Annotated in this window: 6 protein-coding genes; 4 read left to right on the forward strand and 2 right to left on the reverse strand. The window is 57.1% G+C overall.

Annotated elements, in window-relative coordinates; all coding sequences use genetic code 11:
* Positions 1-42 precede the first annotated feature (42 nt).
* Positions 43-693, reverse strand: coding sequence for a helix-turn-helix transcriptional regulator (locus V3W49_RS09625; protein WP_500145135.1), 651 nt, complete (start codon positions 691-693; stop codon positions 43-45).
* A 402-nt stretch (positions 694-1,095) separates the two neighbouring features.
* Here V3W49_RS09625 and V3W49_RS09630 point away from each other — a divergent pair, with 402 nt between their 5' ends.
* On the forward strand, positions 1,096-1,263 hold the full coding sequence (locus V3W49_RS09630) for a hypothetical protein (RefSeq protein ID WP_500145136.1): 168 nt from the start codon (positions 1,096-1,098) through the stop codon (positions 1,261-1,263).
* A gap of 403 nt (positions 1,264-1,666) precedes the next feature.
* Here V3W49_RS09630 and V3W49_RS09635 read toward each other — a convergent pair whose 3' ends face one another.
* Complete coding sequence (locus V3W49_RS09635) at positions 1,667-1,810, reverse strand: glucose uptake inhibitor SgrT (RefSeq protein WP_500145137.1); 144 nt, start codon at positions 1,808-1,810, stop codon at positions 1,667-1,669.
* 388 nt (positions 1,811-2,198) lie between these two features.
* On the opposite strand from V3W49_RS09635, the gene V3W49_RS09640 reads away from it, so the two are divergent.
* The 3 genes from V3W49_RS09640 to V3W49_RS09650 all read left to right on the forward strand — a co-directional run bounded on the left by V3W49_RS09640 (position 2,199) and on the right by V3W49_RS09650 (position 15,251).
* Positions 2,199-3,461, forward strand: coding sequence for a DUF1479 domain-containing protein (locus tag V3W49_RS09640; RefSeq protein ID WP_500145138.1), 1,263 nt, complete (start codon positions 2,199-2,201; stop codon positions 3,459-3,461).
* A gap of 464 nt (positions 3,462-3,925) precedes the next feature.
* Positions 3,926-5,632 (forward strand): ShlB/FhaC/HecB family hemolysin secretion/activation protein, encoded by a 1,707-nt coding sequence (locus tag V3W49_RS09645; RefSeq protein ID WP_500145139.1) that lies wholly within the window; start codon positions 3,926-3,928, stop codon positions 5,630-5,632.
* Between the two features lie 46 nt (positions 5,633-5,678).
* Positions 5,679-15,251, forward strand: coding sequence for a hemagglutinin repeat-containing protein (locus tag V3W49_RS09650; RefSeq protein ID WP_500145140.1), 9,573 nt, complete (start codon positions 5,679-5,681; stop codon positions 15,249-15,251).

Raw genomic sequence — 15,251 nt, forward strand, 5'->3', positions numbered from 1 at the left:
ACAAATGCTTTTGTAGCAAAGTTAGTCATATCGGCTTACTGATTAAATAAATGGTTTGCTGTGATATTCAGTCACCAAAAAATCCGCAATGGATAATTTTCTACGTCCCTGAGATGACATCCACAGGGGCTCATACTTGTCATCAGCGCCATATCGCCATGAAATCCATGCATCACAAAAAAATACACTTTTGGCTTTTGCGTTATCAAACCCCATTTTTTTCATGATGGTATGTTTTCGGGCATATAGCGATTTTACTGGTGCCCCTAAAAGCCCGGCGATCTGATGCATATTGCACCCTTTGCTTAATAAGTGAACAAGCCGGATATCCCCATCAGTCAAGGAGATATTGTTGGTATACCCACTCTGAATATGTCTTACCAGGGCACTAAACGTTGTCTGTGGCGCCATATATTTAGAGATATAGCCACGGAATATCGTTCCGGGTTCTGTATTGTGAACATCAAAGACATGAATGACATTTTTCATGCCGGATATTCTTTTTCTAACCTCGGCGCCAAATTGTAAACTTTCTATTGCAACAATATAGAGCAACACCTCCTGGTTATCTGGTAATCTATTTATCTCATCAACACCTCTGCAGGTATGAACACTTATGTTCTTTCCCGTTAAGATGGAATGGAACCCATTGCTGTAATAAAAATCATCGCAAAAAAGAACAACTCTATTCATCCTGTCTCCTTGGAACTCTGGTTTTTTTAAAGCGTCCAGTGAATATCTCCAGAGTCAGCACAAACTATGAAATACCATTAGAAAATTGAAGTCATGTATATAAGCATATGGTTGATAGCTGTCTGTACTGCACCTGAATTCTTATTCATAACGGACTTATCTCAAAGATGATTATTCTGATGATAAGCTCATGATTGATAGGTTTTGGCTATTGTGAGTAGCTGATTGATCACTGGATGTTATGAAAATTCCTGGTGATATAATGATTGTCATTAAAAAACAATATGTTATTCCTTATTGGTTTGGGAGGTGTTTGTTAACATAAAATAAACAAAATAGAAAAAAAATGTATTTTTTGAAGTGTATTTTAGGAATTATCTGACTCACACCAGGATTTTTTATGTGAAAAGAAAACCCGGCAGAGTAAAAACAGGTAAAGCTATGAAAAAAAAGAATATGTATCTGGAATCGATGTTGGTGGCGGAATTAATAATTGAGTGTCGACCCTCTATGGCACTAAAGGATAAAGCAGGTGCGCAAGGTGTAAAATTCTGGCAAGGAATACTTTAGCCGACCTTCGGAATTTTCATCGGATAATCAAAGTAACCATCAGTAACAATTAAAGCGACTGGTAACATTATTTTCTATCCGTATTTTTCATTGATATCACATTTATTATTTCATTAAAAATGCATGTTATATTCAGCCGCAGGGAGACGCTTTTATTTGGACTCTTCCTTGTTGCCTTACAGGAAACCTGTACGTTGGTGATAAAACTCGATGTCCGTTGCGGGAGTAACAGGGGAGTATATTGTTTTTAAAGGTATTTTATTGAAAGTCATGGTGAGGAATGATTCATCCGGTCTGCCCATCAGGAAAAGGGACAATGAGGTATTTTTCGGGATGATCGTGGCGATAACAGCCCGCCGGACGCGTCGCTATCCGGCACAGACGGGGCTGCGAAAGAAGAGGTTCATTCCCTCAAATGGGTTTGCATCAGAAATTCCAGCAGTTCCGCTTTGCGTGCGGGCGTCATGCAGCGGAACAGGCGTGCGCTATAGCGAGCCGTGGCGGTGAAATAGCGCTGGTAGAAGTGGCGTACGATGCGACCGTTCATACTGATGTCTCCTGGCGGTTTCTGTAGCTTCAGTATGGTGATAAAAGGGGATTTAATATATTGATGAGTTCTTTCTTTTTTGTTCCTCTTTTATCTTTGGTGATGGAATCTATCTGATTAAAAATCAATATGTTACATTTTTCCTAAACCTTCTCCCTTAGGTTCTGACCCTATGATCTTTCTATCATATTGATTTTAAATGCTAATTTATTTCTCGTTTTGTTCCTCAATTTTTTACTCATCTTTTCCGCATTATGGCGGGTGGTAAATCGTGAGCCATCTCTAAAACCGGTATGGCGGGCTTTGCTATTTTTAGATTAATGAGCTGTGAATGAAATTGATTCTTGTTTCATTCGAAGCATGGTGAGGGGCTAATCCGGAGAGTGTTATGGCTTCATCGTTCGTGTCATCAACATTACCTGTTGATTATAAAAAGAATATCGTCGATATGAAGCGTACCCTACGGGCGCGAATCGGCGATGTGGAAGCACTGTTTGAGCAGGTGTGCGCGGTCGTTGAAAGAGAGCTCGCCGATGCCCGAATCCAGGAAATGAAGGCGGGCAGTGCCTGGCCTGAGATCGAACTACGGCAGTTAATGGAAGGGGAGATGAGCGAACGGCAGAAAGCGTTAGTCAAACGACGCGGCTGTGTGGTGGTACGCCAGACTTTTCCACGCCAGCAGGCGCGGGCGCTGGATAACGCCATGCTGGATTATCTGGGCGATAACCATTTTGACCAGCAATACCGCGGTGCGGGGGATAATTTCTTTGGAACGCTTACGGCGTCAAAACCGGAGATTTTCCCCGTTTACTGGTCTCCTTCGCAAATGGAGGCGCGCCAGAGCGAAGCTATCGCCCGTGTACAGTCGTCCCTTAACCGCCTGTGGCGTTTTGAATCGCCGCAGGGGCGCTGGTTCGATCCGGATAAGAATATTATTTATCCGGATCGCATTCGCAGGCGGCCGCCGGGAAGCTGTTCGCAGGGGCTGGGAGCGCATACCGATTCCGGGGCCCTGGAGCGCTGGCTGTCGCCGGCTTATCAGAAGGTGTTCGCCAGCATCTTCAACGGCCGTCTGGCGGAATACGATCCCTGGGATGCGGCATGGCGCCCGCAGGCGGATGAATATCATCTGGAGAACACCACCACCTGTTCGGCGTTCCGTACTTTTCAGGGCTGGACGGCGCTGTCGGATATGGAAACCGGTCAGGGATTGCTGCATGTGGTTCCGACGCCGCTGGCGATGGCGTATATCCTGCTGCGTCCGCTGCTGAACGATGTACCGGAAGATGAGCTGTGCGGCGTGGCGCCGGGAAAAGTGCTGCCGGTATCCGAGCGGTGGCATCCGCACCTGATTAACGGACTGTGCTCGATTCCCTCCCTGAAGGCCGGGGATTCGGTATGGTGGCACTGCGATCTGATACACGCGGTGGCGCCGGTAGAAAATCAGCAGGGCTGGGGGAATGTTATCTATATTCCCGCGGCGCCCATGTGCGAAAAAAATGGACGCTATGCGCAACGGGTAAGGGAAGCTTTTGAACGCGGGGCTTCACCGGCGGATTTCCCGCATGAAGATTATGAAGTGACGTGGAAAGGACGTTTTACGGCTGAACAGCTTAATGAGATCGGCCGTCGGGGATTAGGTATAGAATAAGTTTCGATATGGCCGATGACAGTTATTCAGATTATCACCCGTTATGATGGAAAATTCCCAGGGTTTTTCTACCGGGCACTCTTATTCATGGCGGGGGGAAGTAGCGTTTCATTTAAAAGGTTTCACTCATTGTTGGCAAAGGAGCGCTGGCTTTGTTTTTTAATGATTTGATTTTTAATGAGGTTTTATGATTATCACGGCGGTGAATATTATGATATGAAAAGAGCTCAAATATGTTCACCCCCGTTTGGGTTAGAGAGAAATCTTAATTTCATTAGCTGTGCTGATGTCGGGAGGCTGTTAATTTGACATTAATTTTATTTCATTTTTTAGGTGGATGGCAGACAGCGCAATAAATAGGCGGCATAATACTTGACCGCTCCTCCCGATAGGCGTTAAAACGTTTGCCACGAAAATGACATCGCATTTCTCTTTATGAAATTTTTCTACAAGGAAGCAGAAAAATGGGTCAGCCCTGTACGGCGGCGCTGAAATATAGCGCGGTTATTTATATCCTGCTGGCCTTCCAGGCAGCGGCCGCGCCGGATGAGCGTATATTCAATCAACAGCAGCAGCATCAACGCACCCAGCGCGAAGTCGAGGAAGAACAGCTCACGCCCCGGGCGCCGGATATTCATTTGCAGCAGGCGCTGCCGAATGCTGACGGCCCTTTCCCCGAAGAGTCCCCCTGTTTTACGTTAAAGCGTATTCGCCTTGCCGGTCGCGAGGCCTTCCCCCACTGGGTACCGCTCCAGCGCATTGCCGATGGCGGCGTGGGTCGCTGTCTGGGGGTTAACGGCATCAATCAGCTCATGGGGCGGATACAGAATCGCCTTATCGAACACGGCTGGGTGACTTCGCGCGTGCTGGCGCCGCAGCAGGATCTGCGTAGCGGCGAGTTGAAACTGACGCTGGTGCCTGGCCGCATTCGCCATGTCCGCTATGCCGATGGTTCTGATGCCCGCGCCCTGCTGTACAGCGCGATGCCGGCTCGTGAAGGGAAGCTGCTGGATCTGCGCGACATCGAGCAGGGGCTGGAAAATCTGCAGCGCCTGCCGGTGGTGGAAGCCAGCATGGAAATTGTGCCGGGGGATAAACCGGGTGAAAGCGACGTTGTTATTTCGCGTCGTCAGCAGCGGCTCTGGCACCTGAATGCCTGGCTTGATGATTCCGGTACCGAAAGCACCGGGCGCTATCAGGGGGGAGTGATGCTGGCGCTGGATAACCCTCTGGCGCTTAGCGATCTGCTGTATCTATCCGCGACCCATGATCTGGGCTTTAAGGGCGAAAAACAGACCAAAAGCCTGAGCGGCCACTATTCGGTGCCTTTTGGATACTGGCTGCTGGATATTAACGCCGGTAAATCAGACTACGTTCAGACCGTGGCCGGGCAGGCCGGTGATATTCGCTATTCCGGTAAAAGCAAAAACCTGAACGCCGGGCTGAGCCGGGTGATTCAGCGCGGAAGCGCCAGTAAAACCACCCTGCGCTACGGCGTGCTGTGGCGTGAAACCCGCAACTTTATTAACGATACCGAAGTGGAAGTGCAACGTCGTCGCACCAGCGCCTGGCAACTGGGGCTTAATCACCGTCACTACATCGGCAACGCCACGCTGGATGGCGGCGTCACTTTTCAGCGCGGCGTCCGCTGGTTTGGCGCTATGCCCGCCTATGAAGAGCAGCGCGAAGGTGATGATTACGCCACCGACAGGGCAAAAATACTGACCTGGAGCGCGGCGCTTAACTGGCCGTTCGCCATTGGCGAACAGCGTTTTCGCTGGCAGCTCAACTGGCTGCGCCAGACCTCCACCAAGCCGCTCACGCCTCAGGATCAGATCTCTATCGGCAACCGCTGGACGGTACGTGGATTTGACGGAGAGCGCACGCTTAGCGCCAGCCATGGCTGGTATCTGCAAAACACGCTGGCCTGGCAGACGCCGGTGCCGCAGCAGGAGTTCTATCTGGGGGCCGACTACGGGGAGGTGGGCGGCAGCAGCGATGGTTATGGCCTGATCGGCCGTCACCTGGCGGGGGCCGTCGCCGGGGTGCGCGGCAATATTGCGCCGCTGGGCACCGGCTATGACCTGTTTGCCGGAATACCGCTGTCCAAACCTTCCGGTTTTAAAACCGATCCGGTGACGCTCGGCTTTAGCCTGAGCTGGCAATACTAGTTTTTTGCTCCTTACAGGAAGAGGCAGGGAGAGGCAGGGAGTCTGTATGAATAAGTTATGTTATCGCATCGTCTTTAACCGCGCGCGTCGGATGCTGGTGGTGGTTTCCGAACTGGCCCGCGCTCACGGTGGCGCCTGTGGGCGCGGGCCTGGCCGTCGGGCGCTGAGTCTGTGCGCCAGCATTACCCCGCTTAGTTTCGCGCTGTGGGTGGCTTGCGGACTGGTCGGCGGCGCGCAGGCGGCGGGCATCGTCGCCGATAAAGGCGCTGCCGGGCATCAGCAGCCGACCGTCATCAATTCCGCCAACGGATTGCCGCAGGTGAATATTCAGACGCCGAACGATAAAGGCCTTTCCCATAATAAGTTCAGCCAGTTTGATGTGGACAAACGCGGGGCCATTCTTAATAACAGCAGCGTCAACACAAAGACCCAGCTTGCCGGCATGGTGGCGGCCAACCCCTGGCTGGCCAAAGGCGGGGCGAAAGTCATTCTGAATGAAGTCAACAGCCGCAATCCCAGCCAGTTAAACGGTTTTGTGGAAGTCGCCGGGAAAAAGGCCGATGTGATTATCGCGAACCCGGCGGGGATTACCTGTAGCGGGTGCGGCTTTATTAATGCTAACCGTTCCACCCTGACCACTGGCGCCAGCCGCATTGAAAACGGTCAGCTAAAGGGCTTTGACGTTGAGGGCGGGCAGATCCGCGTAGAAGGCGGCGGTATGAACGATCAGAGTGACTATACGCAGCTGATCGCCCGCTCTGTGACCGTGAACGCCCGGCTACAGGCCAATAATTTGCAGGTGACTACCGGGCGCAATCAGACCGACGCTGAGGGCAATGTTACCCGGGTGAAAGCGGATGACGGCCAGGATAAGCCCGCTTATGCGCTGGATGTGGCGGCGCTTGGCGGCATGTACGCCGGAAAAATCGCGCTGGTCGGCACCGAGCGCGGCGTTGGCGTGCGTAACGCCGGTGAAATTGGCGCAGGCGTTGGTGAGTTTAGCCTGAGCGCCGATGGCCAGTTAACCAACAGCGGTCGTATCAACAGTCAGGGAACGATGTCGGTCGCCGCCACCGATATGAATAACAGCGGGCAATTGCGAAGCCAGGGCGCGATGAAGCTGGATGCCAGCGGCGCGTTAACCCACAGCGGCGGCCTGCTGTCAGGCGGGAATGCGCAAATTAACGCATCACGCATCACGGCGACCCGGGAAAGCGTGATGGCGGCCGGCGTGGATGAACAGGGCAAAGCGAGCCGGGCGGGACGGCTTGCCCTGAACGCTGGCGGCCAGGTCAGCGCCAGAGGCAAGCTGCTGGCCCGGGATCGCATTAGCGCCGGGGGCGCTCAGCTTGATTTACAGGGCGCTCAGGCTCAGGCGGGCGATATCGACCTGAACGCGAAACAGGGCGATATCGATACCCGAAACGCGCGGCTGGCGGCGAGCCAGACGCTTTCCGCCGCCAGTCATGGAACGCTTAATAACGACGGAGGCGCGCTTCAGGGCGCGCGCCTTGCGCTTTCGTCAGCGGGCATCAGCAACCGCCAGGGAAGCATTGCCCAGACCGGCGGCACAACGCTTGCGATTGATACCGGGCGGCTGGATAACGATAGCGGCTCTCTGACCTCGGCCGGGGGAATGAGCCTTCGGGCCGATACGCTCAGTAACCTTCAGGGGCAGCTTGGCGCTTTCGCCGGGGATATGCGTATCGCCGCCGGGGCATTGAATAACCGCCAGGGCAAAGTGATTTTGCAGGGCGATGGCGCGCTGGATCTTAGCGCGACGACGCTTTCCGGCGATAGCGGTACCCTGGTGAGCGATGGCGCTCTACGGATAGCGGCACTGACGCTACAGCTTAATAACGCCTGGACCCAGGGAAAGCAGGTAGAGATAACCGGGGACACCCTGGCGCACCGCGGCGCAACGCTGCTTCAGAGCGGTAACGGGCTGGCCCGTCTGAGCCTGAGCGGCGGGCTGGATAACGCTGGCGGCAAGCTGCTCTCCCAGGGGGGACTCACGCTGTCGGGAACCACGCTGAACAACCAGCAGGGTACGGTGAACAGTGCCGCCGGGCCGCTTTCGATGACCTTTAGCGGCGAGGTGAACAACGCCGGGGGCGAGATTGCGGCGCGTCAGGCCAGCATCCGCAGCGCGGGCTTTATCAATCGACAGGGGCTGTTGCAGACCCAGGAGACGCTTACGCTTACCACCGACTCACAGGGGGTGGATAACAGCGATACCCTTGAGAGCGGCGGTATCCGTAGCGCGGGATACATGGTGATTCGCGGCGGCGCGGTGAATAACAACGCGGGCCTGGTGGCGGCAGGAACCCTGGATGCCAGCGTCACCGGCTGGGATAACCAGAACGGCCAGACGGGCGCCGATCGCTGGCTGCGGCTGGAAAGCCGCACCCTGGATAACCGACAGGGACTGTTCAGCGCCGGAAGCGAACGGCTGGAACTGGCGATCGCAAACAGTGTGAATAATCAGCAGGGCGTACTGCAAAGCGCCGGTGCGCTGACGGTGGGCGGCGGCACGCTGGACAACGCCGGCGGCACGCTGCTGGCCGCCGATGGCGCGGCGACGCTGCGGCTTACGGGAATGCTCAATAACCAGTCGGGGCGTATCGCCGCCCGTCAGGGCATCAGTCTGCAAAGCCAGACTCTGGATAACCGCCGGGGGACGCTTACCACGCCCGGCGGTTCGCTGACCGTGAACTCCACGGCCGCCGTCAACAATCAGGACGGCGTGATGGAGAGCAGCCTTAACCTGGCGCTTACGGCGGAAAGCCTGGATAACGGCGGGGGACGCCTGCTGGCGGCGGGCGGCGACGCCGCGCTCCAGCTTTCGGGGGCGTTGAACAACGCTTCCGGGCGGCTCAGCGCCGGGAAGGGGCTGACCGTTGACAGCGGCGCGCTGAATAACCGGGCCGGGCTTATCAGCGGCGAAAACCTGGACTTCAGAACGGCGGCGCTGGATAACAGCGCCGGTCTGATTCAGGCGAACCGAACTCTCAACCTGGACACCGGCGTCAGCGCGTTAAACAACGCAGACACCAACGGCAGCAGCACCGGGCTGCGCGCCGGAGAGTCGTTGACCCTTCGCAGCGGCGAGGTGGATAACCACAATGGACTTATTGCCGCCGCAAGTCTGGATGCGCGCGCTCACGGCTGGAACAACCGCCAGGGGCAGATAAACAGTCTGGATAATCTGCATCTGGAAGGTCAGTCACTGGATAATACCGGCGGCCAGCTGCAGGCCGCAGGCAGTATGGATGTAGCGCTTAACGGCGGACAGTTGATTAACCAGCAGGGGGTGATGCTGGCGAATAAGACCCTGAGCCTGGTGAGCGGGGGGCTGAATAACCAGAGCGGCACGCTTCAGGGCAATCAGACGCTGGCGCTGCGCGCGACCCAGGTTGATAACCGCAGCGGCAACCTGCTTTCCGGCGGCAGCCTGACGCTTAACGCCGCCAGCCTGGATAACCGGCTGGGGCGTCTGTTCGCACTGAGCCGCGGCGAGGCTGTCCTTTCCGGCAATCTCAATAACCAGCAGGGATTTATTAAGGCGAACGATGCCCTGACGCTCAATGCCGCAGCTATCGATAACCAGCAGACCCGAAGCCAGGGCAAGGGCATTGAGGCCGGCAGCCTGACCCTGAAGGCGGCAACGCTCAACAACCAGAACGGGGCGCTACGCGCCGCGATGCGGCTGGCCGCGGATATTCAGGCGGTACTTAATAACCGAAGCGGTCTGATCTCTTCGCAGCAGAGTCTGGAGCTGAAAGGAGCGCAGCTCGCGTTGCAGAACCAGGGCGGCGACCTGGCTTCCCAGGATAGCGCCACGATTCAGGCGGACAGCGTGACGGGCGTTGGCCATATCGCGGCGCAGCGTGCGCTGACGTTAACCACAAACCGGGCGCTGGTTCAGGATGGCAGCCTGGCGAGCAATGGCGATATCACCCTGAACGCCAGGGGCGGCCTGACCAACCGCGGCGAGATTACGGCGCTGGGACTGCTGGCACTGACCGCGCCGCGCCTGGAAAACACCGCCGACGGCGAAATTAACGGTAATCAGACCCGCATTCGGGTTGATGAACTGCTGAATACCGGCCTGCTGGACGGCGGCGAGAACTGGATCACCGCAGGTCAATTGCACAACACCGGCACCGGTCGTATTTATGGCGATCGGCTGCTGATTGATGCGCGTAGCCTGGTGAATGATAAAGACGCGACCAGCGGCAAAGCAGCGGTTATCGCGGGCCGTCAGCAGGTCACTATCGCTGCGGGCACGCTTGAAAACCGCGACCGGGCGATGATCTACAGCGACGGCGATATGGCGATTGGCGGCGCGCTTTCATCGGACGGCGTGCTTTCCGGGCTGGCGGCAAAAGTCCAGAACCTGAGCGCCGATATTGAAGCCATGGGGGCGTTAAGCCTGAGCGCCACGCAGATCGAAAATCGGGATCTTCATTTGCTGTTAAGCGATGAGCCTGTTCTGGTCTGGGTTTCCGATGAAGTGGATGAATTCCAGTACTGCGAAGGCGACGGCGACGGCGCCTGCTTTGGCGGTGACGGTAAGCGTTACACACTGGCGCCGGGCTGGGAGGGGCGCTACCGCTATGCCATCAATGCCGATGGCAGCAAAAACCCCGACGTCTATCTGAAGAAAGAGTCCGGTAACAGCAAACGCATCCGCTTTTATATCAACGGGGTAGGTATCACCAAACACTACTACGAATACAAATATAAAACCTACGTCTATGAGACGCAGGTGGTCAGCAGCGATGCGGCGGTACTACGCAGCGGCAAGGATATGCGCCTTACCGGGAACACCCTGACCAATCAGGACAGTAAGATCGTGGCGGGCGGCACCCTGGCGGTTCAGGTGGCGAATCTGGACAACCGGGAAACCCAGGGCGTGCGGCGCACCGAAGAGGTCGGCGACGCCATCTCTTACTATAAGGGCGGCGGCGACTGGAAAACGCGCGAACGCTGGGATGCGTACGACGGCAATAACCGCCAGGAAGCGCTGGGAATGGGGCTGATGACCATCCAGCAGCAGGCCGGGCGGGGAGCGGGCCAGAGCGTGGCGGGGCGCGACCAGAACGGCGCGCGGGTAGACGCCGACGCCGTAACCAACGGCGTAGCGCCCGGCGGTCAGGCCAGTGGCAGCGGCACGGTATCGATCAATGGCGCTTCCGTTAGCGGCACCGGCGAACTTCAGGAGCCGCGTCCGGGGGGCATTACCGATATTCCGATCGACCTTCCCGGCACCGACAGCGAGCTGGTGGCGCGCAGCGTGGCGCCTGATACCCAACTTCCCGACAACAGCCTGTTTGTGGTGCACCCTGGCAGCGACAGCCGCTGGCTGGTCGAGACCGACAGCCGCTTTACCGACGGTAAAAAATGGCTTAGCAGTCAGGATATCTGGGGCGATCAGCTGCATAAGCGGCTGGGCGATGGCTACTATGAGCAGCGCCTGGTGCGCGACCAGTTGATGCAGGCGACCGGTTCGCGGTTCCTGCCGGGCATGAATGATGATAATGAGCAGTACAAATGGCTGCTGAATAACGGTAAGGCCTTTGCGGAAAAGTACGGGCTGACGCCCGGCGTGGCGCTGAGCCCGGAACAGATGGCGCTTCTGACCAGCGATATGGTCTGGATGGTGAATCAGACCGTCCGGCTACCGGACGGAAGCCAGGAGGTGGTGAGCGTTCCCCAGCTCTATGTGCGGGTTAAGGCGGGGGACTTAAGCGGCGGCGGCGCGCTGCTTTCCGGCGACCGGGTGCAGCTGGTGAGCCGCGGCGATGTGACCAACAGCGGCACCATCAGCGGGCGTGAGATGACGCAGATAAGCGCCGATAACCTGACCAACCAGGGCTTTGTGCAGGGCCGGTCGGTTACGGTGCTGGCGAACAACGATATTATCAACAGCGGCGGTACGCTGGTGGCCGGGGACAGTCTGACGCTTCAGGCGGGGCACGATATTATCAGCCGTACCGAAGGCGGCAGCGCGGGCACCGAAGCCTGGCTGGACCGCAGCGCCGGTATTTACGTGCAGAACGATAAAGGCGAGCTGACGCTGAAGGCGCTGAATGACATCACCCTGACGGCCAGCGAGCTGATTAACCGGGGCCAGGAGAGTACGACGCAGATTATCGCCGGGCGCGATCTGAATCTGGATTCGCAGGGGCTGAGTCATGCCACCGATTATACCCGTGACAGTAAGCGGTACGATCGCACGCTGACCACGCAGGAGGCGGGGAGCCGCATTGATGCAGGCGGGGTGCTTGCGATTGCCGCGGGCCGGGATATCAACGCCCGGGCGGCGGAGATAACCGCCGGGGCGGCGTTAACGGCGCAGGCCGGGCGTGATATTAATCTGACCAGCGGCGAAGCCACTTTCGATCACGAAGGGCGCAGTAAATGGAGCAGTTCCGGTTTTCTGTCGAAGACGAAGCATGAGCTGTACGGCCACACTTCGCAGCGCGAAGCGCAGAGTACGACGGTGAGTGGCGAGCGCGTACAGATGCAGGCGGGGCGGGATCTGACGGTGCAGGGCAGCAATGTGGTGGGCACCGGGGATGTGCGGCTGGCGGCGGGGAATAACCTGACCCTGACCACGGTGGAAGAGGCGCAGCACGATACCCTGGTGAAGCAGAAGAAGAAATCGGGGCTGATGAGCACCGGGGGTCTCGGGTTTACGGTGGGCAGCCTGAGCCAGAAGGTCAGTACTGAAAGTGACAGTAATATTCAGAAGGGCAGCACCGTTGGCAGCAGCGGCGGGAATGTGTCGCTGAGCGCCGGGAATCTGGCCACGGTTCACGGCAGCGATGTGGTGGCGGGGCAGGATATCAGTATTACCGGTCGCGATGTGGCGATAACCGCGGCGCAGAACAGTCATACCGAGCTGACGAAGACCGAGACGAAGAGCAGCGGGCTGACGCTGGGGCTTTCGGGTTCGGTGGGCAGCGCGCTGAATACGGCGACGCAGCAGGCGCGGGCGGCGGGTAAGGAGGATGATGGCCGGCTGGCGGCGCTGAAGGGGACCCAGGCGGCGCTGACGGGTTATCAGGCAGTGCAGGCGGGCAGGCTGGCGGCGGTGTCGGACGATAAGAAGGACGGGAATACCGTTGGTGTGATGCTGAGCTATGGCAGTCAGAAGTCGACCTCGGAGAGCCGTCTTGAGCAGAAGAGTTCGTCGGGGAGTACGCTCACTGCCGGGCGGGATATGCAGATAACCGCCACCGGCCATAATGGCAACGGCGGTGACCTGGCGGTGCAGGGCAGCCAGCTGACGGCGGGGCGCGATATGGCGCTCACGGCGAACCGGGATATCAGTCTGAGTTCGGGGCAGAACAGCGAACGGCTGAGCGGCAGCAATAAGAGCAGCGGCGGCAGCGTGGGAGTGGGTATCGCGGTGGGCTCGGGCAGCGCCGGTTTTACGGTGTCGGCGAGCGTAAACCAGAGTCAGGGGCGCGAGAAGGGCAACGGTCTGACCCATACGGAGACCACGGTGGACGCGGGTCGCCTGGTGAGTATCAGCAGCGGGCGGGATACGCTGTTGCAGGGCGCCCAGGTGAGCGGTGAGTCGATAAAGGCGGACGTGGGCCGTAACCTGACGATGAAGAGCGAGCAGGACAGCGACCGCTATGATATGAAGCAGAGCGGCAGCAGCGCCGGCGCGAGCGTGACCTGGGGCGCGGGGGCCAGCGGCTCGGCGAGCGTGAGCGCCAGCCGTGACAAAATGCACAGCAATTTTGATTCGGTGCAGGAGCAGACGGGGCTGTTTGCGGGTAAGGGCGGCTTTGATGTGACGGTGGGCGAGCATACGCAGCTGGATGGTGCGGTGATAGCCTCGACAGCTTCTTCAGACAAAAATAAGCTGGATACCGGCACGCTGGGCTGGAGCGATATTCACAATCAGGCCGACTATCAGGTGGAGCACCAGAGCGCGGGGCTTTCCACGGGCGGTAGCGTGGGCGGTCAGTTTATTGGTAACGCGGCGAGCAGCCTGCTGGTGGGGATGAACGGCGAGGGGCATGACAGCAGCACCACGCATGCCGCCGTCAGCGAGGGCGCGATAACCATCCGGGATAAGGAGAGTCAGCAGCAGGATATCGCCACGCTTTCCCGGGATACCGAACATGCGGCGAACGGTCTGAGTCCGATATTTGATAAGGAGAAGGAGCAGCAGCGGCTTCAGGAAGCGCAGCTTATCGGGGAGATAGGCCGCCAGGTGGGGGATATTGCGACGACGGAAGGGCAGATAGCCGGGATGAAGGCGAAGCAGGATCCGGCGGCGCTGGCAGAGGCGAAAGCGCAACTGGAGCGGGAAGGAAAACCGTTCAGCGATAAGGATGTGGCGGAGCGGGCCTACAACAATGTGATGCAGCAGTTCGGTACCGGAAGTGCGTTGCAGCAGGGTATTCAGGCGGCGACAGCGGCGGTGCAGGGTCTGGCGGGGGGGAATCTTGCTCAGGCCATCAGCGGCGCGTCGGCGCCGTATCTGGCGGAGCAGATACACAAGCTTGCGCCGGACGAGGCCAGCCGTGCGATGGCGCACGCGGTGGTGGGCGCGGTGACTTCCTGGGCTGCGGGTAACAGCGCGGCGGCGGGTGCTGCCGGAGCTGTGAGCGGTGAAGTGATGGCGCAACTGGTGATGGGGCAGCTGTATCCGGGTAAGAAGGTCAGTGAACTGACGGAAACGGAGAAGCAGACCATCAGCACGCTGGGTACGCTGGCGGCAGGTCTTGCGGGTGGTCTTGCCGGAAACAGTACGGCGGATGCCGTGGCAGGGGCGCAGGCCGGGAAGAATTCGGCGGAAAATAACTATCTGAGCAATGCCCAGCAGGCTCAGAAGAAAGAAGAACTGGCAGCCTGCAAGAGCGCAGCTTGTAAAGCTCAGACGCAGGCGAAATGGACGGCGATCGACCTGGGCCAGGACGGCAGTTTTGCAGCAGGTATGGTCGCCGGGGTTCCAGCCGGGTTGTATGATGCCGTGGACAGCATTGTGAAAACGGCCAGCAGCCCGGTTGAAACTTACGAAGCGCTGAAATCGCTGTTTAACAGCGGTGACGTGCTCGGTAATGTCTCGGATGCAGTGAAGCAGTCCTATATTGATCGCATCGATCGAATGGAAGCGGAGTATCAGAAAGCCGGGGCCAGCGGATCGTTTAATGCGGGTGTTGAGGGCGGTAAGCTGGTCACCGATATCGCGGGGCTGCTAGCTGGCGGTGCCGGAGTTGTGAAAGGTGGTGCGGTACTGACGGAAAAGGTTGTTGCGAAAACCACTGGTATGGTGGAAACAGCATTAAAATCTTCGGTTGTTAATAAAATTCTGGAAGCAGAACGAATTGGCAGTGGGCTAAAACCAGACCCTACTCATAGAGGTGCAAGTTATTTGAGCCGTGAGCAATTGATGGATGGGAAAGTTTTCACTATCAAAGGCGGTGATGGTATAGAAAGAAAATTACTGCAAGCTGAAGGCTTCTTTAATGATAAAAAAGGTATATTCGAATATATCTATGATAATAAAGGGAACGTAACACACCAAAGATTTATTGAAGGTGGGCGCATTACTGGCATCCCTAATCAACGATCTCCGAAGGCAAAATGA

The sequence above is a fragment of the Rosenbergiella sp. YN46 genome, assembly GCF_036620675.1.
Classification (GTDB): Bacteria; Pseudomonadota; Gammaproteobacteria; order Enterobacterales; family Enterobacteriaceae; genus Jejubacter.